Origin of the sequence: Streptomyces sp. NBC_01429 (assembly GCF_036231945.1) — a bacterium.
In the GTDB taxonomy this organism is placed as follows: domain Bacteria; phylum Actinomycetota; class Actinomycetes; order Streptomycetales; family Streptomycetaceae; genus Streptomyces.
Map to the genome: position 1 here is coordinate 1,971,345 of NZ_CP109599.1, position 18,898 is coordinate 1,990,242.

Consider the following 18,898-nt stretch of genomic DNA (forward strand, 5'->3'; position numbering starts at 1 on the left):
GTGGACGGTCAGGACGGATCGGCGGCCGGGTGGTGCCGGTCGCCGAAGACCGTGCGGTGCCAGTCCTTCGCCGCCACCGCCGTGTTGTCGTACATCACGTGCTTGACCTGCGTGTACTCGTCGAAGGAGTACGCCGACATGTCCTTGCCGAAGCCGCTGGACTTGTGTCCGCCGTGCGGCATCTCGCTGATGATCGGGATGTGGTCGTTGATCCAGACGCAGCCGGCCCGCAGCTCCCGGGTGGCCCGGCCCGTGCGGTAGACGTCACGGCTCCAGGCGGAGGCGGCGAGGCCGTAGGGGGTGTCGTTGGCGAGCCGGATGCCCTCGTCGTCGGAGTCGAAGGGAAGTACGACGAGGACCGGGCCGAAGATCTCGGACTGGACGATCTCGCTGTCCTGGGCGGCGTCCGTGATGAGCGTGGGACGGTAGTAGGCGCCGTTCTTCCAGTCGCCGCCGGGCGCCTCGCCGCCGGTGACGATCCGGGCGTGGCCGCGGGCGCGGTCGACGAGCGCGGCGACCCGGTCGCGGTGGGCGTGCGAGATGAGCGGGCCGAGGTCGGTGGCGTCGTCGAAGGGGTCACCGAGGCGTACGGTCCCCATCAGGTCGGCGACGCCGCTCACGAAGGCGTCGTACAGCGGCCGTTGCACGTAGGCGCGGGTGGCGGCGGTGCAGTCCTGACCGGCGTTGATGAGGGATCCGGCGACCGCGCCGTGGACGGCGGCCGTCAGGTCGGCGTCGTCGAAGACGACGAAGGGGGCCTTGCCGCCGAGTTCGAGGTGGAGGCGCTTGACGGTGGCGGTGGCGATCCGCGCGACGCGCTTGCCGATCTCGGTGGAGCCGGTGAAGGAGGTCATCACGACATCGGGGTGGCCGACGAGGTGTTCGCCGGCGTCGGGGCCCGCTCCGGAGACGATGTTGACGACGCCGTCGGGGATCCCGGCCCGCTGGGCGGCCTGGGCGAACATCAGTGAGGTGAGCGGGGTGATCTCGGCGGGCTTGAGCACGATGGTGTTGCCTGCGGCGATCGCCGGGAGGATCTTCCAGGCGGCCATCTGGAGCGGGTAGTTCCAGGGCGCGATCGAGCCGACGACACCGATCGGCTCGCGGCGTACGTAGGAGGTGTGGTCCCCGCTGTACTCGGCGGCGGAGACGCCTTCGAGACGGCGGGCGGCGCCGGCGAAGAAGGCGGCGTTGTCGACGGTGCCGGGGACGTCGAACTCGGTGGAGAGCTTGATCGGTTTGCCGCACTGGAGCGATTCGGCGTACGCGAACTCCCCGGACCGGTCCGCCAGCACCTCGGCGAACCGGTGCAGGGCGTCCGAGCGCTCACTGGGGGTGGCCCCGGCCCAGCCGGGGAAGGCCGCGTGCGCGGCGGCGACGGCGTCGTCGACATCGTCCGGGCCCGCGAGTTCGTAGCCGAGGACGTCCTCGCCGGTGGCCGGATTCACCACGGTGTGCGCGCGGCCCGAAGTACCGGCCCGTATGCGCCCGCCGATGAACTGCGCCCCGCTCGCGAAGCGGTCGCGCATCTGGAAGTGGTCACCCATGACGCTCTCCGATGGTGCGGTTGTTGCCCCGGGTTCAATTGAGTGCCGATCCTGACAGAGCACTCCCACCTCAACAAGGGATTCCGTTGTTGCCTTTTGGTTACGCGACGGATTCGGTCGCTCGCAGGCCGCGCGACGGCAGGAAAGACAGGGCGAATGTCAGAGGTGGGTGCCAGACTCGGCCGCATGACGGAGAACGGGGCGAACGGGCGGGCGAGCGGCACGGACCTGGTGGTCGGCGCGGTCGCCGGGGCGGACGCCGTCGGCGAGTTGGCCGAGCGGACCACGCGGGGCGAGGCGGTGAAGCTGCTGCACTTCTGGGGTCACAAGCCCCGGCGTGACGGCACGCTGGGGGCGGGCTGTTTCAGCCAGTGGTGGCCCGCGCCGTTCACGGTCGACGGTGTGGAGTACGCGACGGCGGAGCACTGGATGATGGCGCGCAAGGCCCGGCTCTTCGGCGACGAGGAGGCCGAGCACCGGGCGGTGACCGCGGCGAATCCGGCTCTCGCCAAGCGGGCGGGGCGGCTGGTGCGCGGCTTCGAGGAGAGCGTCTGGGAGCGCGAGCGCTACGAGATCGTGGTGGCGGGCAGCGTCCACAAATTCGGGCAGGACGCCGCGCTGCGGACGTTCCTGCTGGCCACGGGGGAACGAATACTCGTCGAGGCCAGCCCGATGGACCGGATCTGGGGGATCGGCTTGGCCTCGGACGACGAGCGCGCCCACGACCCCGCCCGCTGGCGCGGGCTCAATCTGCTGGGCTTCGCGCTGATGGAGGCGCGCACGCGGCTCCGGAGCGGGACGGCGGGGACGAGGGCGGAGAGGGCAGGGGCCGGGGAGACAGGGGCCGGACGGACGGGGAAGGGTTAGCGGTCGGCGCCGACCACGAACGACGTGGCGAACGGATCCTCGCTGTCGCTGGTTCCGTTCTTCTCGCCGTACGCCACGCCCGCGATGATCAGGGCGAGGAAGGCGGCGCCGATCACCGCGCCGATCGTGCCGAGGATGATGCCCGCCAGCGCCATGCCGCCGTTGTTGGCCTCGCCCCGGCCGGCCCGTCGGCGGCCGATGATGCCGAAGATCAACGCGAGGACACCGAGGATGACGCTCAGACCCCAGAAGCAGAAGCCCACCACGGAGATGATCCCGAGCACCAGCGCGGCGACGCCCATACCGTTGGCCGGGGACTGCTGCCAGCCGCTCTGGCCGTACCCCGGATAGCCGGGGGTCGCCGGATAGCCGGGAGTCGGCGCCGTCGGATAGCCGTAACCGGCGCCCGCGCCGGGAACGGCGGCGTACGGCGAAGCAGGCTGCTGGAAGCCCGGGGCGGACTGCTGGGGCGGGACACCGGGATAGCCGTAGGCGCCCGGGGCGCCCCCCGGTGCGCCGGGAGCGGGCGGCGGGGGCGGCACGGCAGCGGATCCGCTGCCCGGACCGGCGCCCGTGCCGGAACCCGGCAGCACGCTCGGCATCCCCATGATCGTCGGCTGGTCGTGCACGGACGGCCCCTGCGGCTGGGGCGGCTGCGCCCCCGCGCCGTCCGGCTTCGCCCGGTACTCCGGCGGAGCCCAGGGATCATTCGGCTCGTAGCCGCCCGACGGCTGCTCGCTCTTGTCTGACATGGTCCTCCCCCATAGTGATTCCCGGTCATGCTACGGCCTGCTTCCGGGGCGCGGACCGCCCGGCCTACGATGACCACTGCCCGTCCGGTCCCGGGCGGGCAGTGGGCGCACCGCCCCCGCCGACGCGCGCCCGGCAGCCCCACCACCGCACATCGGGGCACCCGCCCCAGCACCCGGAGGATCCTGATGACCGATCCGCACCCCTTCATCGCGGGACTGCCCAAGGCAGAACTCCATGTCCACCATGTCGGATCGGCCTCGCCCCGCATCGTGGCCGAACTGGCCGCCAGTCACCCGGACTCCAAGGTGCCCACCGACCTCGAGGCGCTCGTCGACTACTTCACGTTCACCGACTTCGCGCACTTCATCGACGTCTACCTCTCCGTCGTGGACCTGCTCCGCACCCCGGAGGACATCCGGCTGCTGACGTTCGAGATCGCCCGGGACATGGCGCGGCAGAACGTCCGCTACGCGGAGCTGACGGTCACACCGTTCAGCTCCACGAGCCGGGGCATCCCCGAGCAGGCGTTCATGGAGGCCATCGAGGACGCGCGCAAGGCGGCCGAGGCCGAGTTGGGCGTCGTGCTGCGCTGGTGCTTCGACATCCCCGGCGAGGCCGGGCTGCGGGCCGCCGAGGAGACCACCCGGCTCGCGGTGGACCTGCGTCCCGAGGGCCTGGTCGCGTTCGGGCTCGGCGGCCCCGAGATCGGGGTGCCCCGGCCGCAGTTCAAGCCGTACTTCGACCGGGCGATCGCCGCGGGCCTGCACTCCGTGCCGCACGCCGGGGAGACGACCGGGCCCGGCACCATCTGGGACGCGCTGCGCGAGCTGCGCGCGGAGCGCATCGGCCACGGCACCAGCGCCGTGCGGGACCCGGAGCTGCTGGCGTATCTCGCCGAGCACCGCGTCCCGCTGGAGGTCTGCCCCACCTCCAACATCGCCACCCGCGCGGTCGCCGACCTGGAGCAGCACCCGATCAAGGAGATGGTCGCGGCCGGTGTGGTGGTGACGGTCAACAGCGACGACCCGCCGATGTTCGGTACGGACCTCAACCAGGAGTACGCGGTCGCCGCCCGGCTGCTCGGCCTGGACGAGCGTGGGATCGCCGACCTGGCGAAGAACGCCGTGGAGGCGTCCTTCCTGGACACGGCGGGCAAGAAGGAGCTGGCCGCGCGGATCGACACGTACACCTCCGAGTGGCTCGCACGGTAGTGGCGGGCGACGGCCAGGAGCACGGGGGCCCGGGGCGCGATGTCGTCGCCGTGGGCCACCGGGGCGATCCCTACCGCGCCCGCGAGAACACGCTCGCCTCGGTTCGCTCGGCCCGGGAGCGGGGCGCGGACGCGGTCGAGATCGATGTCCGGCTGACCCGCGACGGCGTGCCCGTCCTGCTGCACGACGCCTCGCTGGAGCGGCTCTGGGGCCGGGACCGGCGGCTCGCGGAGCTGACGCACGCCGAGGTGCGCGAGCTGACGGGGGACGGTGTGCCGACGCTGCGGGAGGCGCTCGCACCGGTGGACGGGCCGACCGGGAGCGCCGGCCGGCTGATGATCGATCTGCCCGGCGCCTCCGCGGAGTCGGTCCGTACGGTCATCGGCACGGTGCGCGAGTGCGGGGCCGCCGAGCGGGTGTACTACTGCGCGGGACCGGACACGATGCTCGCCGTGCGGGCGGCCGATCCGGCCGCCGAGATCGCGATGACCTGGACGACCCTGGCCCCGCCGCGCCCGGCGCTGCTGGCCGCCGTCAGGCCGCGCTGGCTCAACTACCGCTTCGGGCTGGTCAGCCGGGAGCTGGCCGACAGCAACCACCGCGACGGGCTGCTGGTCTCCGCCTGGACGGTGGACACCCGGCGCAGTATGCGCCGGCTGATCGCGCGCGGCGTCGACTCGATCACCACCAACCGGATCGAGGTGCTGTCCGGGCTGCTGACCTCGTCGCGGGACGTTCCCGGTACGCCCTAGAACTCCAGCGGGGTGAGGACCTGTTCCGCCCAGATGGTCTTGCCGGACGCGGTCTGCCGGGTGCCCCAGCTCTGGGTGAGCTGGGCGACCAGCAGCAGACCGCGTCCGCCCTCGTCGAAGGCGTGCGCGCGGCGCAGGTGCGGGGCGGTGCTGCTGCCGTCGGAGACCTCGCAGATGAGGGTGCGGTCGCGGATCAGCCGGAGCCGGATGGGGTCGGCTCCGTACCGGATGGCGTTGGTGACCAGCTCGCTCACCACGAGTTCGGTGACGAACGCGGCCTCCGTCAGGCCCCAGGCGGCGAGCTGCGCCGAGGCGTTGTCCCTGGCGTCGGCCACCTGCGCCGGGTCGCCGGTCAGCTCCCAGGACGCCACCTGGTCGGAGTGGAGCGCGCGGGTACGGGTGACCAGGAGCGCGGCGTCGTCGGTGGGCCGGTCGGGCAGCAGCGTCGACATCACGCGGTCGCAGAGGGCCTCCAGCGAGTCCGGCTCCGGCGAGCCCGGCTCGCCGGAATCCGGCCCGGGGCCGGCGCCGTCCCGCGGGTCCGGGGTCCCCGCGCCGTCCGGGTGCGCGGCCAGCACCTCGCACAGCTGCTGGAGACCCGCGTCGACATCACGGTCCCTGCCTACGATCAGTCCGTCGGTGCACAGCGCGAGCACGCTTCCCTCGGGCAGTTCCCGTTCGGTGACCTCGAAGGGCACGGCGCCCACGCCCAGCGGCGGCCCGGGGACGATGCCGAACAGCTCGACCGTGCCGTCCGGCAGCCGGACCGCGGGCGGCAGATGGCCGGCGGAGGCCATCGCGCAGCTCCGGGAGACCGGGTCGTAGACGGCGTACAGACAGGTGGCGCCGAACTCGCCGGTGGCCTCGGCGGCCGAGACCGCCGCGTCGTCGTCCTCGGCGAGGTGGCTCACCAGGTCGTCCAGGTGGGTGAGCAGCTCGTCCGGGGGCAGGTCCACGTCGGCGAGGGTGCGTACGGCCGTACGCAGCCGCCCCATGGCGGCGGAGGCGTGGATTCCGTGGCCGACGACATCGCCGACGACGAGCGCCACGCGGTTCCCGGAGAGCGGGATGACATCGAACCAGTCGCCGCCGACACCGGCGCGGGAGCCCGCGGGCAGATAGCGGGAGGCGAACTCCACCGCGTTCTGGCCGGGCATCCGCTGGGTGAGCAGGCTGCGTTGCAGGGCCAGCGCCGTGGTGTGCTCGCGGGTGTAGCGGCGGGCGTTGTCGATGCAGACGGCGGCGCGGCTGGCCAGTTCCTCGGCGAGGACCACGTCGTCCTGCTCGAAGGGTTCGGCGCGCTGCGCGCGGGTGAAGACGGCGACGCCGAGGGTGATGCCCCGGGCCCGGAGCGGGATGGCCATCAGGGAGTGCACCCCCCGTTCCCTGACCATGGCGGCCCGCGTCTCGTTGGCCCCGATCCACAGGGTGAACCCCGGATCGCCCAGCCTGCTGAGCGCGGGGCGGCCGGTGGTGAGGCAGCGGGCGGGCGGCGAGGACTCCGGGTAGGTCTCAAGACCGCCCAGTTCGACCGCGGCGGTGGTGATGCGCGGGTCGGCGGCCTTGTGTGAGACGCGTCGCAGCCGTACGTCGTTGTTGACGGGCCCTTCGGTCGGCTCCTCGCCGCGCATGACGGAGTCCAGCAGATCGACGGTTCCGTAGTCGCCGAGGACGGGCACGGCCAGCTGGGCGAGTTCCTCGGCGGTGCGCACCACGTCCAGGGTGGTCCCGATGGCGGTGCCGGCCTCCTTGAGCAGCAGCAGCCGCTGTCGGGCCCAGTACTGCTCGCTGCTGTCGAAGGCCAGTACGGCGACGCCGCGCTGCTGTTCGTCCGCGTCGCGCACGGGCCACATGTGGATGTTCCAGGCGTGGACGCGGGGCGAGGACAGGGCGTTGGTGTAGCTCTCGTAGTGCAGCGGCTTCCCGGTCCTGTTCACCCGGCGCAGATGCTCCAGGAAGTTCTGGCTGTCGTGGTCGCCGATGGCGATGGTGTCGCTGAAGAACCGTCCGCGCAGTTCCTCCTCCGTGCGGCCCAGGACCCCGCAGGCGGCGGAGTTGAGCCGGATGTAGCGCTCCTCGGTGTCGACGGCGGACATCGACACGGGTGCCTGGGCGACCGTCGCCTCCACCGTCAGCGGGTCGGCGTCGGGCGGCTGGGCCATCGCGTTGACGGTGACCACGAATCCTCTGGTCCCGCCGTCCGCGTCCAGGAGCGGGCAGGCCACCAGGCCGAGTTCCAGCCGGCCGCCGTCCCGGTGCCGTACGGCGGCGGTGCCGCGCCACACGTCCGCGCGGCGCAGCGCCGCCACGGCGGCCGCGGTCTCGGCGGGCTCCGAGGCGAGGAGGCGGGCGGCGGGGCGGCCGACCGCCTGCGCCGCCGTGTATCCGAGAAGGGATCCGGCGCCTTTGCTCCATCCGGTGACGGTCCCGCGCGTGTCCACGGTGACGACGGCCGCGGACTCCCGCTCCCGGCGGCCTCTTCGCCCCTCGTGAGAAGTGTTGCCACCAGTGCTCATCGCTCTCGATTCGCCTTCGCGGTCCCCTCACCCACCAGGATGCCCGTATCGCCGATCACCAACAAACGCAGGCGGGGGCGGGTGGCGCTCGCGGCCGGGAACGCGAAAGCGGGCCGTGGACAGGAGATTCCACGGCCCGCCGAGCGGCCGGTCAGCTGTCGAGCGACGTCATCACGTGCTTGATCCGCGTGTAGTCGTCGAAGCCGTACGCCGAGAGGTCCTTGCCGTATCCGGACTTCTTGAAGCCGCCGTGCGGCATCTCCGCGACCAGCGGGATGTGGGTGTTGATCCACACGCAGCCGAAGTCCAGCGCCTTCGACATCCGCATCGCGCGCCCGTGGTCCTTGGTCCACACCGAGGAGGCGAGCGCGAACTCGACCCCGTTGGCGTACTCCAGGGCCTGCGCCTCGTCCGTGAAGGGCTGGACGGTGATGACCGGGCCGAAGATCTCGTTCTGGATGATCTCGTCGTCCTGCTTGAGGCCGGAGACGACGGTCGGGGCGTAGAAGTAGCCCTTGTCGCCGACCCGGTGGCCGCCCGCCTCGACCTTGGCGTGGGCGGGCAGCCGCTCGATGAAGCCGGAGACCTGCGCCAGCTGGCCGGCGTTGTTGAGCGGGCCGTACAGCACGTCCTCGTCGTCGGCCGCGCCCGTCTTCGTGTCGGCCGCCGCCTTGGCGAGCGCCGTCACGAACTCGTCGTGGATCGACTCGTGGACGAGGACGCGGGTGGCGGCCGTACAGTCCTGGCCCGCGTTGAAGTAGCCCGCCACCGCGATGTCCTCGACGGCCTTCGCGATATCGACATCCTCGAAGACGACGACCGGCGCCTTGCCGCCCAGCTCCAGGTGGACCCGCTTGACGTCCCTGGCCGCCGATCCGGCGACCTCGATGCCCGCCCGTACGGAGCCGGTGATGGAGGCCATCGCGGGCGTGCGGTGCTCGACCATGGCCCGGCCGGTGTCGCGGTCGCCGCAGATGACGTTGAAGACGCCCTTGGGAACGATCGCGCCGATGATCTCGGCCATCAGCGTGGTCGAGGCAGGGGTGGTGTCCGACGGCTTCAGGACGACGGTGTTCCCGGCGGCGAGGGCCGGCGCGAACTTCCACACGCCCATCATCATCGGGTAGTTCCACGGCGCGACCTGCGCGCAGACGCCGATCGGCTCGCGGCGGACCATGGAGGTGAGGCCCTCCATGTACTCCCCGGCCGAGCGCCCTTCGAGCATCCGGGCCGCGCCGGCGAAGAAGCGGATCTGGTCCACCATCGGCGGGATCTCTTCGGTACGGGTCAGCTCCAGGGGCTTGCCGGTGTTCTCGGACTCGGCGGCGATCAGGTCCTCGGCGCGCTCCTCGAAGGCGTCCGCGATCCTGAGCAGCGCCTTCTGGCGCTCGGCCGGGGTCGTGTCGCGCCAGGCGGGGAACGCCGCGGCGGCGGCCTCCATGGCGGCGTCGACGTCGGCCGGACCCGAGAGCGGGGACGTGGCGTACGCCTCGCCCGTGGCCGGGTTGACCACCTCGATGGTCCGCCCGTCGGCGGCGTCCCGGAATTCCCCGTTGATGTAGTTACGCAGCCGGCGCAGCTCGGTGGTCACTGCCATCCCTCCTGTCAGATGTCCGGTGGGTGAGACACCCACCCTAATCGGTCGGTCGACGTATTCAACAGGCCCGACCCTCCACAACTTCGGATTCGGTGTTATTTGATCGCCTGAACAACGAATTTCATCGATTGAGGGTTGCGGGACGGACGAGTCGCAGTGCACAGTGAACCGCGTGGCCAGTCGTAACGCAGACTCCAGAACACCTTCCGGGCCGGGCATCAGGCCCGAAGCGAGGCCGGACTCCAAGCCGGACTCGAGGACCGGCAACGGGTCGTCACCGACGCTCGACTCGGTCTCCCTCGCCATCATCGAGCAGCTCCAGGAGGACGGACGGCGTCCGTACGCCGCGATCGGCAAGGCCGTCGGCCTCTCCGAGGCGGCCGTGCGCCAGCGCGTGCAGAAGCTGCTCGACCAGGGCGTGATGCAGATCGTCGCCGTCACCGACCCGCTCACCGTCGGATTCCGGCGCCAGGCGATGGTCGGGATCAACGTCGAGGGCGACACGGACCCGGTCGCGGACGCGCTCGCGGCCATGGACGAGTGCGAGTACGTGGTGATGACCGCGGGCTCCTTCGACCTCATGGTGGAGGTCGTCTGTGAGGACGACGACCATCTGCTGGAGGTCATCAACAAGCGGATCCGCGCGCTCCCCGGCGTGCGCTCCACCGAGAGCTTCGTCTACCTCAAGCTGAAGAAGCAGACCTATATGTGGGGAACCCGATAGCCGTGAGCAAGGACCTCTCCAAGACCGCGTACGACCACCTGTGGATGCACTTCACCCGCATGTCGTCGTACGAGAACGCGCCCGTGCCCACCATCGTGCGTGGCGAGGGCACCTACATCTACGACGACCGGGGCAAGCGCTATCTGGACGGCCTGTCCGGGCTGTTCGTGGTCAACGCCGGCCACGGCAGGCACGAGCTGGCCGAGACCGCGTACAGGCAGGGCCAGGAGCTGGCCTTCTTCCCGGTGTGGTCCTACGCGCACCCGAAGGCCGTCGAACTGGCGGAGCGGCTCGCCCACTACGCGCCCGGCGACCTCAACAAGGTCTTCTTCACCACCGGTGGCGGCGAGGCCGTCGAGACCGCCTGGAAGCTCGCCAAGCAGTACTTCAAGCTGACCGGCAAGCCGACCAAGTACAAGGTCATCTCCCGCGCCGTCGCCTACCACGGCACCCCGCAGGGAGCGCTGTCCATCACCGGGCTGCCCGCCCTGAAGGCCCCCTTCGAGCCGCTCGTCCCGGGCGCGCACAAGGTCGTCAACACCAACATCTACCGCGCGCCGATCCACGGGGACGACCCCGAGGCGTACGGGCGCTGGTGCGCCGACCAGATCGAGCAGGAGATCCTCTTCGAGGGCCCCGAGACGGTCGCCGCGGTCTTCCTGGAGCCGGTGCAGAACGCCGGCGGCTGCTTCCCGCCGCCGCCCGGCTACTTCCAGCGGGTGCGCGAGATCTGCGACCAGTACGACGTGCTGCTCGTCTCCGACGAGGTCATCTGCGCCTTCGGCCGGCTCGGCACGATGTTCGCGTGCGACAAGTTCGGCTACGTCCCTGACATGATCACCTGCGCCAAGGGCATGACCTCGGGCTACTCCCCGATCGGCGCGTGCGTCATCTCCGACCGGCTGGCCGAGCCGTTCTACCAGGGCGACAACACCTTCCTGCACGGCTACACCTTCGGCGGCCACCCGGTCTCGGCGGCGGTCGGCCTCGCCAATCTCGACATCTTCGAGCGCGAGGGCCTCAACCAGCACGTCCTCGACAACGAGGGCGCGTTCCACGACACCCTGAGCAAGCTGCACGACCTGCCGATCGTCGGCGACGTCCGGGGCAACGGCTTCTTCTACGGCATCGAGCTGGTGAAGGACAAGGTCACCAAGGAGACCTTCACGGACGAGGAGACCGAGCGCGTCCTGTACGGCTTCCTCTCCAAGGAGCTGTACGACAGCGGGCTGTACTGCCGCGCCGACGACCGGGGCGACCCGGTGGTGCAGCTGGCGCCGCCGCTGATCTCCGACCAGTCGACGTTCGACGAGATCGAGGGAATCCTGCGCTCGGTCCTGACGGAGGCGTGGACGAAGCTCTGATCCGGCCGAGGCGCTGATCCGGCCGAGGCGTGGCCGAAGCACCGATCCGGCCCGACCGCCCACCGGCCCGGGTGCCCCCTTTCGAGTGAGAAGGGGGGCATTCGGGCCGCGTGCTGTCGCACACCCGGCGCGGCGTCCCTAGCGTGCCCTGTGACCGATCGTCGCCGTCTTCCCTCCCCGGACGGGGACGGTACGTCAGATCAGAACCGAGGTGTACGCCATGGTGGCCCCGCCGGACAACGACGTGCTCTGGGCGCGTTCCCTGACCTACTCCCACAACGGATCACCCGCCCTCGACGAAGTCTCGCTCGGGGTGCGGGAGGGCGAGATCCTCGCCGTGAACGGCCCGCGCGGGAGCGGCAAGACGACGCTGCTGCGGTGTCTGTCCGGCCAGCTGGTCCCCCGCCGGGGAGAGGTCTGGTTCAACAGCACGCCCGTCCACACCATGAGCGCGCTGCTGCGGGAACGGCTGCGCCGCGACCGCTTCAGCTGGATCGATCCCGAGCCGTCCCTCGTGCCCGAACTGAGCGCCTGGGAGAACGCGGCCCTGCCGCTGCTGATGCGCGGCGCGTCCCACCGGGCCGCCAAGACCGCCGCGATGGAGTGGCTGGAGCGTCTCGACATCGGCGCGTACGCCCGTAAACGCCCCTGCGCGCTGCTCCAGTCGCAGCGCCAGCGGGTCGCCGTCGCCCGCGCCCTGGTCACCGAGCCGTCGGTGCTCTTCGCCGACGAGCCGACCGCACCGCTGCACCGCAACGACCGGGCGCAGGTGCTGCGCACGCTGACCACGGCGGCCCGTTCGCACCGCATCACCGTGGTGCTGGCCACGCTGGACACGGAGGTCGCGACGCTCGCGGACCGTACGGTGACCCTGCTGGACGGCCGCCGCGTCAACGCGCCGCGGCCCTCCGAGGCGGAAGGCCGGGCCGCGTGCTCGCTCTCCGTCTAGGCCGCCGCACCCACCTCCTGGCCCAGTTCCGCCGGCTGCTGGTCGCCGCTGCCTCGGCGGGCGTCGGGTTCCTGCTGCTGTGCACGCTGGGCTGGGCCATGGGCCACCCCGCCGGGTCCACGGTGCGTCTGCTCTGGTGTCTGATCCCGCTGGCGGCGACGGTGCAGTTCGCGGTCGCCGTGGCCCGTACGGATCCGAGTGTCCGGCCGCGCGCCGGGCTGTCGGCGGTGGGCCTCGGCCCGGCCCGGCTGACGGCGCTCGCCGCCACGTCGACCGCCGTGTCCTGCACGCTGGGGAGCGCGGTGGCGCTGCTGTTCTTCCTGCATCTGCGCGGTGATCTGACCGGGATGCCGTTCGACGGGGAGGCGGCGGAGCTGCTCGCCGCCGATCAGTCGCTGCCCCTGGGCGGGGCGCTGACACTGCTCGCCGTGGTGCCCGTTCTGGCGACGGTGGCGACGGCGCTGGCGCTGCGCGACCGGGGCGGCGCGAACCCCCGCCGGGCGCGCGCCCGCGCGTCGGGGGCCGCGCCGGATCCGGCGGCGGACTCCGGGGCGGATCCCGCGCCGGCCGGGCCCCTCCCCCACCCCGCTCCGGCGCCGGGCGGGCTGCCGTGGGGCGTCGCCCTGACGGCGGCCGGGCTCGCGGTCGAGACGTACGCGAGCCGGGGCGGCGCGGGCTCCGTGCTGCCGCTGCCCGGCCACTTCGACGGCAGCCCTGCCGGGGTGCTGGCGGGCTGGTCGCTGACGGCTCTCGGGCTCGCGCTGGCAGGCCCCGGGATCACCCATGCGTGCGGCTGGCTGCTCCAGGTCCTGCGCCCCGGCGCGATCCGGCTGCTGGCGGGGCGCACGCTGATGGCCGAGGCCCGGCGGATCGGCCGGCCCCTGGGCGTGCTGTGCGCGGTGCTCTCCGGTGTGCTCGCCGCGAACTCCCTGTACGGCCCCGGCGACGAACGTCCCTTCGGTCCGCTCACCGCCCTGGGCGCGGCCCTGGTGATCGGCTGTACGGCCGCCACGCTCCTGACCGCGACCCTGGAGGCCCGGCAGGTACGGTCCGCCACCACCCGCACGCTGCGTCTGGCGGGCGCCCCGGCCGCTCTCGTCCGTACGGCGGCGGCGGTCAGAGCGACCACCGTGCTGGCCGTGTTCACCCCGCTGACCTGGGCGGTGGCCTCGCTGGCGGCGATTCCGCTGTCCGCCTGAGCCGGCCGCACCGGTCTCGAAGGGCCCGACCGTCGAGGACGGCCGGGCCCTTCGGCGCTGCTACGGCTGCGAGTGCTACGGCTACGAGAGCTCCTTCGCCACCGCCGGCGCCCCGCGGACGGTGTCCTGGCCTTCCTGGGCCGGCAGCACCACGACCTCGGCCGCCGTGAAGGTCACCCCCACCGCCTGGCCCTCGGCCGGCGCGTCCCGCAGCCCGCACTCGGCCTCCAGTAGAGGCGCCTCGCCCGGTCCGGCCGGGCGCAGCAGGACGGCGACCCGGCCGCTGCGGAACGTACGCGCCCCGACCGTGCAGCGCAGCCCCTCGGCGGGATCCCCCAGCCGTACGCCGGCGGGCCGGACCAGCAGTGTCCGCTCGCCCTGCGGGGAGCCGTCCGGTACGGGGACGGGGCCCCAGACCGTGTCGGCGGCCCCGCCGCTCACCGTGGCGGGCACGACGTTGTCGAAGCCGAGGAACCGGGCGACGAAGGCGGAGGCTGGCCGCTGCCAGACCTCCAGCGGGGTGCCGGTCTGGGCCACGCGCCCGTCGCGCATCACCACGACCCGGTCGGCGAGCGCGAACGCCTCGCCCTGGTCGTGGGTGACGGCGAGCACCGTCGTACCGAGCCGTCCGAACAGGCCGCGCAGCTCGACCACGAGGCGCTCGCGCAGGCCGCGGTCGAGCTGACCGAGCGGTTCGTCGAGCATCAGCAGCCGGGGGCTCGGCGCGAGGGCCCTGGCCAGGGCGACCCGCTGCTGCTCGCCGCCGGACAGCGCGGCGACGGCCCGCGGGCCCGCGCCCGGCAGGCCGACGAGGTCGAGCAGCTCCGTCACCCGGGCCGCCCGCTCCTCGCGGGCCGTTCCGCGCATCCGCAGCCCGAAGGCGACATTGCCCGCCACGTCCCGCTGCGGAAAGAGCTGGTGGTCCTGGAACATCAGCCCGACGCCGCGCCGGTGGGCAGGGACCCCCGACTGGTCGGCGCCGTCGAGGAGCACCCGCCCGCCGTCCGGGTGCTGGAGCCCGGCGACGACCCGCAGGAGCGTGGACTTGCCGCTGCCGCTGGGGCCGAGCACGCAGACGATCTCGTGCTCGGCGATGCGCAGATCCACCGCGTCGAGGGCGGTCCGCGCGTCCGCGCGGGCTCCGAACCGTACGGTCACGTCCGACAGGGTCAGCAGGGCCATCAGAACTCTCCGGAGCGGTCGGTACGGATACGTTCGAGCACCAGCAGCGACACCGCGCACACCACCATCAGCACCGTGGACAGCGCCATCGCCTGGCCGTAGTTCAGCTCACCCGGCCGCCCCAGCAGCCGGGCCACGGCCACCGGCAGCGTCGGCCGGTCCGGGCGCGCGATGAAGACCGTCGCGCCGAACTCCCCCAGCGAGACGGCGAAGGCGAACCCGGCGGCGACCAGCAGCGCCCGCCGTACCAGCGGCAGATCGACTTCCCGCCACACCCGCGACGGGGACGCCCCGAGGACCGCCGCCGCCTCGCGCAGCCGCCCGTCCACGGCCCGCAGGACGGGAAGCATGGTCCGTACGACGAAGGGGACGCCCACCAGCGCCTGGGCGAGCGGGACCAGGATCCAGGAGGCGCGCAGATCGAGCGGCGGCTTGTCGAGGGTGATCAGGAAGCCGAAGCCGACCGTGACGGCGGAGACCCCCAGCGGCAGCATCAGCAGGGCGTCGAAGCCCCGCGCGAGGCGGCCCGCCCGCCGGGTCAGCGCGGCGGCGGCCAGCCCGCCCACCACCAGCGCGATCGCGGTCGCGGCGAGCGCGTACCGCAGTGAGTTCCCGACGGCCTCCAGTGGAGGCACGAGAAAGGTGCCGCCGCTCGCCTCGACCGACCCCAGGGCCCGGTAGAAGCCGAACCCGTAGCCGCCGGGTCCGTCCAGGGAGCGTTCGACCAGCACACCGAGCGGCAGCAGGATCAGCAGCAGGACGGAGGCGAGGACGCCGCCGAGCAGCGCCCACTGCCCTTTCCCGCGCGGCCGGGCCGCCGTCAGCGCGGGGTCGACCAGCCGCAGCGTTGTCTCGCGCCGCCGTACGGTCCACGCGTGCACCGCCAGGACCGAGCCGACGGCGGCGAACTGGATCAGCGTCAGTACGGCGGCGGTGGACAGGTCGAAGATCTGCGCGGTCTGCCGGTAGATCTCCACCTCCAGGGTGGAGTAGGCGGGCCCGCCGAGGATCTGTACGACGCCGAAGGAGGTGAAGGTGAACAGAAAGACCATCAGCGCGGCGGCCGCGACGGCGGGGCCGAGGGCGGGCAGGGTCACCCGTCGCCAGGCGGCGAGGCGGCCCGCGCCGAGCACCCGCGCGGCCTCTTCCTGCCGCGGGTCGAGCTGCGACCACAGTCCGCCCACGGTCCTGACGACCACCGCGTAGTTGAAGAAGACATGCGCGAGGAGGATCGCCCAGACGGTGGTGTCGAGCCGTACGCCCCACAGCTCGTCCAGCAGCCCGCCGCGGCCGAGCAGCGCCAGGAAGGCCGTGCCGACGACGACGGTCGGCAGCACGAACGGCACGGTCACCACCGCGCGCAGCACCCCCTTGCCCGGGAAGTCGAAGCGCGCGAACACATAGGCGCCGGGCAGCGCGATCAGCAGGGTGAGCGCGGTGGAGACGAGCGCCTGCCAGGTGGTGAACCACAGGACGCCGAGGATGTCGGGACGGCTCAGCACATCGGCGATCTGGCCGAACTGCCAGCCCTCGGCGGTCTTCAGCCCGCGCCCGACGATCGCGGCGACGGGATAGGCGAAGAAGACGGCGAAGAACGCGAGGGGCAGCGCCATGAGGGCGAGCCGGACGGCGGTCGCCCGCCGCCCGGACCTGCCCGGTCGCCCGGGCGGCCCGGACCCGCGTGTCGGCGTCTTCGTGGTTACTTCACTACGAGCGAGGACCACGACTGGACCCACTGCTCACGGTTGGCGGCGATCTTCGCCGGAGCCACGGTCTCGGGCCGGTCGACGGTCGCGCCGAACTCCGTGAAGAGCGCGGGCAGCGGAACGTTCTTGACCACCGGGTTCACGAACATGTTCAGCGGCATGTCGGCCTGGAACTTCTCGCTGATCAGGAAGTCCAGCAGCGCCTTGCCGCCGGCCTCGTTCTTCGCGCCGGTGAGCAGCCCGGCGAACTCGGTCTGCCGGAAGCAGGTGCCGGTGGCCACCCCGGTCGGAGCCGTCTTGGGCCGCGGCTTCGCGTACAGCACCTCGACCGGCGGGCTGGAGGCGTACGAGACGACGATCGGGCGGTCGGCCTTGGCCTTCCTGCCGCCGGCCGAGCCGGAGAAGTTCTCGTTGTATGCCTGCTCCCAGCCGTCGACGACCTGGACGCCGTTGGCCTTCAGCTTCTTCCAGTAGTCCTGCCAGCCGTCCTCGCCGTAGCGCCCGATGGTGCCGAGGAGGAAGCCCAGCCCCGGCGAGGACGTGGCGGCGTTCTCCGTCACGAGCAGGTTCTTGTAGGCGGGCTTCACCAGGTCGTCGAAGGACGTGGGGGGCGCGAGCTTCTTGTCGGCGAAGTACTTCTTGTCGTAGTTGACGCAGATGTCGCCGGTGTCGATGGGCGTGACCCGGTGCTGGTCCCGGTCGAGCTGCGCGGCCTTGTCGACGTCGCCGAGCCCCTTCGCCTCGTACGGCGTGAACAGGCCGTTGTCGAGCGCGCGGGAGAGCAGGGTGTTGTCGACGCCGAAGAAGACGTCGCCCTGGGGCGCTCCCTTGGTGAGGATCTCCTTGTTGAGTGCCTCGCCCGCGTCTCCGCTCTTGAGCACCTTGACCGTGTAGCCGGTCTCCTTGGTGAACTCCTTCAGCACGGAGGGGGAGGCGTTGAACGAGTCGTGGCTGACGAGGGTGACGGTCTTGGACTTCGTACCGGCGGATCCGCCGTCCGCCGAGTCTCCGGAGCCGTCGGACCCGCCGCAGGCGGCGAGCGTCGAGACCCCGAGTGCGGTGGCGAGCGCGGCGGCGGCCAGTCTTCCGGCGCCGTTACGGGTGGTGCTCACTGGTGTTTTCCTCCTGGGATGTCCAGGAGAAGACGCGGCCCTGCCCCGGCATCCGGACGGACCGGAACCGGGGCAGGGCGCAACAGCTTGAGTGGTGTCCGAACTTCCTACCCAGAATGACCTGGGCAAGGTTCAGAGGGTCTGCGGCCGCTGCCCGCTCTCACGGACATGTGCCGCACTCTCAGCGCTGTGGCGCTCCCCTGTCGGAAATCGAGTGGTGCTTTTCGGCCCCAGGCTACAGGTGTACGGTCTCAGCGCTCCGAAGCGGCCAGCTGTCCGCACGCTCCGTCGATCTCCTGACCACGGGTGTCGCGGACGGTCACGGGCACTCCGTGGGCGGCGATCGCCTCGACGAACTTCTTCTCGTCCTCGGGGCGCGAGGCGGTCCACTTCGACCCGGGGGTCGGGTTGAGCGGGATCAGGTTGACGTGCACCCGCTTGCCCTTGAGCAGCCGGCCCAGCCGGTCGCCGCGCCACGCCTGGTCGTTGATGTCACGGATCAGGGCGTACTCGATGGAGATACGGCGGCCGGACTTCTCCGCGTACTCCCAGGCGGCGTCGAGCACTTCCCGGACCTTCCAGCGGGTGTTGACCGGCACGAGGGTGTCGCGCAGCTCGTCGTCCGGCGCGTGCAGCGAGACGGCGAGGCGGCACTTGAACCCCTCGTCGGCGAAGCGCAGCATCGCCGGGACCAGACCGACCGTGGAGACGGTGATCCCGCGCTGCGAGATGCCGAGCCCGTCGGGCTCGGGGTCGGTGAGCCGGCGGATCGCCCCCACGACGCGCTTGTAGTTGGCGAGCGGCTCGCCCATGCCCATGAAGACGATGTTGGAGAGCCGGGCGGGACCGCCGGGAACCTCTCCGTCGCGCAGCGCCCGCATCCCGTCGACGATCTGGTGCACGATCTCGGCGGTGGAGAGGTTGCGGTCGAGACCGGCCTGTCCGGTGGCGCAGAACGGGCAGTTCATCCCGCACCCGGCCTGGGACGAGATACACATGGTGACGCGGTCGGGATAGCGCATCAGCACGGACTCGACCAGGGTGCCGTCGTGCAGCCGCCAGAGGGTCTTGCGGGTGGTGTCGTCGTCGCAGGAGATGTGCCGCACCACCGACATCAGGTCGGGCAGCAGCTCCGTCGCGAGTTTCTCGCGGGCGGCGGCCGGGATGTCGGTCCACTGCTCGGGGTCGTGGGCGTACCGCGCGAAGTAGTGCTGCGACAGCTGCTTGGCGCGGAACGCCTTCTCACCGATCGCGGTGACGGCCTCGCGGCGCTCGTCGGGGCTGAGGTCGGCGAGATGGCGCGGGGGCTTCTTGGCTCCGCGCGGCGCGACGAAAGTGAGTTCTCCAGGTACAGGCATGGTGGATCCAGTGTCGCAGACATGCGGAAGGGGGTCCGCTGCCCTGTGGACAACGGACCCC

At 71.9% G+C, this 18,898-nt stretch carries 15 protein-coding genes; 7 read left to right on the plus strand and 8 right to left on the minus strand.

Features of this window, described 5'->3' with window-relative positions; genetic code table 11:
* Window positions 1–8: 8 nt before the first annotated feature.
* Window positions 9–1,547 (minus strand): gamma-aminobutyraldehyde dehydrogenase, encoded by a 1,539-nt coding sequence (locus tag OG627_RS08045; RefSeq protein WP_329062875.1) that lies wholly within the window; start codon window positions 1,545–1,547, stop codon window positions 9–11.
* Window positions 1,548–1,733: 186 nt separating this feature from the next.
* On the opposite strand from OG627_RS08045, the gene OG627_RS08050 reads away from it, so the two are divergent.
* Window positions 1,734–2,414 (plus strand): NADAR family protein, encoded by a 681-nt coding sequence (locus tag OG627_RS08050; protein WP_329062877.1) that lies wholly within the window; start codon window positions 1,734–1,736, stop codon window positions 2,412–2,414.
* Here OG627_RS08050 and OG627_RS08055 read toward each other — a convergent pair.
* A complete protein-coding gene (locus OG627_RS08055) occupies window positions 2,411–3,166 on the minus strand; it encodes a DUF4190 domain-containing protein (RefSeq protein ID WP_329062879.1) in 756 nt (251 codons plus the stop codon). The two genes, OG627_RS08050 and OG627_RS08055, sit on opposite strands and share 4 nt — an antisense overlap.
* Before the next feature lie 186 nt (window positions 3,167–3,352).
* Between OG627_RS08055 and OG627_RS08060 the strand changes: the two genes are divergently transcribed.
* Window positions 3,353–4,378: an adenosine deaminase gene (locus tag OG627_RS08060; protein WP_329062882.1), complete on the plus strand. Its 1,026-nt coding sequence runs from the start codon at window positions 3,353–3,355 to the stop codon at window positions 4,376–4,378.
* Entirely contained in the window at window positions 4,363–5,130 is a 768-nt protein-coding gene (locus OG627_RS08065; RefSeq protein WP_443073432.1) for a glycerophosphodiester phosphodiesterase, read from the plus strand. The genes OG627_RS08060 and OG627_RS08065 overlap by 16 nt, the downstream gene beginning before the upstream one ends.
* Here OG627_RS08065 and OG627_RS08070 read toward each other — a convergent pair.
* Together OG627_RS08070 and OG627_RS08075 are read right to left on the minus strand one after the other, a co-directional pair.
* On the minus strand, window positions 5,127–7,646 hold the full coding sequence (locus OG627_RS08070; RefSeq protein ID WP_329062884.1) for a SpoIIE family protein phosphatase: 2,520 nt from the start codon (window positions 7,644–7,646) through the stop codon (window positions 5,127–5,129). The genes OG627_RS08065 and OG627_RS08070 overlap by 4 nt on opposite strands.
* Before the next feature lie 151 nt (window positions 7,647–7,797).
* Window positions 7,798–9,243 carry a gamma-aminobutyraldehyde dehydrogenase gene (locus tag OG627_RS08075; RefSeq protein ID WP_329062886.1) on the minus strand — a complete coding sequence of 482 codons (1,446 nt, stop codon included), beginning with the start codon at window positions 9,241–9,243 and terminating at the stop codon, window positions 7,798–7,800.
* A 217-nt stretch (window positions 9,244–9,460) separates the two neighbouring features.
* Here OG627_RS08075 and OG627_RS08080 point away from each other — a divergent pair, with 217 nt between their 5' ends.
* From OG627_RS08080 to OG627_RS08095, 4 genes are all read left to right on the plus strand, one after another.
* Window positions 9,461–9,967 carry an Lrp/AsnC family transcriptional regulator gene (locus OG627_RS08080; protein WP_329072474.1) on the plus strand — a complete coding sequence of 169 codons (507 nt, stop codon included), beginning with the start codon at window positions 9,461–9,463 and terminating at the stop codon, window positions 9,965–9,967.
* Complete coding sequence (locus OG627_RS08085; RefSeq protein WP_329062888.1) at window positions 9,952–11,331, plus strand: aspartate aminotransferase family protein; 1,380 nt, start codon at window positions 9,952–9,954, stop codon at window positions 11,329–11,331. Before OG627_RS08080 ends, OG627_RS08085 begins: the two co-directional genes overlap by 16 nt.
* Before the next feature lie 220 nt (window positions 11,332–11,551).
* Window positions 11,552–12,280: an ABC transporter ATP-binding protein gene (locus OG627_RS08090; protein ID WP_329062891.1), complete on the plus strand. Its 729-nt coding sequence runs from the start codon at window positions 11,552–11,554 to the stop codon at window positions 12,278–12,280.
* Window positions 12,262–13,479: a hypothetical protein gene (locus OG627_RS08095; protein ID WP_329062893.1), complete on the plus strand. Its 1,218-nt coding sequence runs from the start codon at window positions 12,262–12,264 to the stop codon at window positions 13,477–13,479. Before OG627_RS08090 ends, OG627_RS08095 begins: the two co-directional genes overlap by 19 nt.
* An 81-nt stretch (window positions 13,480–13,560) precedes the next feature.
* Here OG627_RS08095 and OG627_RS08100 read toward each other — a convergent pair whose 3' ends face one another.
* The 4 genes from OG627_RS08100 to rlmN form a co-directional block, all read right to left on the minus strand.
* Complete coding sequence (locus tag OG627_RS08100; RefSeq protein ID WP_329062895.1) at window positions 13,561–14,661, minus strand: ABC transporter ATP-binding protein; 1,101 nt, start codon at window positions 14,659–14,661, stop codon at window positions 13,561–13,563.
* On the minus strand, window positions 14,661–16,274 hold the full coding sequence (locus tag OG627_RS08105; protein WP_329062897.1) for an ABC transporter permease: 1,614 nt from the start codon (window positions 16,272–16,274) through the stop codon (window positions 14,661–14,663). Before OG627_RS08105 ends, OG627_RS08100 begins: the two co-directional genes overlap by 1 nt.
* Window positions 16,275–16,360: 86 nt before the next feature.
* Window positions 16,361–17,479, minus strand: a complete 1,119-nt coding sequence (locus tag OG627_RS08110) for a thiamine ABC transporter substrate-binding protein (protein WP_329062899.1) — start codon at window positions 17,477–17,479, stop codon at window positions 16,361–16,363.
* 251 nt (window positions 17,480–17,730) lie between these two features.
* Window positions 17,731–18,837, minus strand: coding sequence for a 23S rRNA (adenine(2503)-C(2))-methyltransferase RlmN (gene rlmN, locus OG627_RS08115; protein WP_114623400.1), 1,107 nt, complete (start codon window positions 18,835–18,837; stop codon window positions 17,731–17,733).
* Between the last annotated feature and the right edge of the window lie 61 nt (window positions 18,838–18,898).

What these genes read in the sequence shown, in the direction of transcription:
- OG627_RS08045 (WP_329062875.1), bottom strand. Translation starts at nt 1,547, where the DNA reads ATGGGTGACCACTTCCAGATGCGCGACCGCTTCGCGAGCGGGGCGCAG.
- OG627_RS08050 (WP_329062877.1), top strand. Translation starts at nt 1,734, where the DNA reads ATGACGGAGAACGGGGCGAACGGGCGGGCGAGCGGCACGGACCTGGTG.
- OG627_RS08055 (WP_329062879.1), bottom strand. Translation starts at nt 3,166, where the DNA reads ATGTCAGACAAGAGCGAGCAGCCGTCGGGCGGCTACGAGCCGAATGAT.
- OG627_RS08060 (WP_329062882.1), top strand. Translation starts at nt 3,353, where the DNA reads ATGACCGATCCGCACCCCTTCATCGCGGGACTGCCCAAGGCAGAACTC.
- OG627_RS08070 (WP_329062884.1), bottom strand. Translation starts at nt 7,646, where the DNA reads ATGAGCACTGGTGGCAACACTTCTCACGAGGGGCGAAGAGGCCGCCGG.
- OG627_RS08075 (WP_329062886.1), bottom strand. Translation starts at nt 9,243, where the DNA reads ATGGCAGTGACCACCGAGCTGCGCCGGCTGCGTAACTACATCAACGGG.
- OG627_RS08090 (WP_329062891.1), top strand. Translation starts at nt 11,552, where the DNA reads ATGGTGGCCCCGCCGGACAACGACGTGCTCTGGGCGCGTTCCCTGACC.
- OG627_RS08100 (WP_329062895.1), bottom strand. Translation starts at nt 14,661, where the DNA reads ATGGCCCTGCTGACCCTGTCGGACGTGACCGTACGGTTCGGAGCCCGC.
- OG627_RS08105 (WP_329062897.1), bottom strand. Translation starts at nt 16,274, where the DNA reads ATGGCGCTGCCCCTCGCGTTCTTCGCCGTCTTCTTCGCCTATCCCGTC.
- rlmN (WP_114623400.1), bottom strand. Translation starts at nt 18,837, where the DNA reads ATGCCTGTACCTGGAGAACTCACTTTCGTCGCGCCGCGCGGAGCCAAG.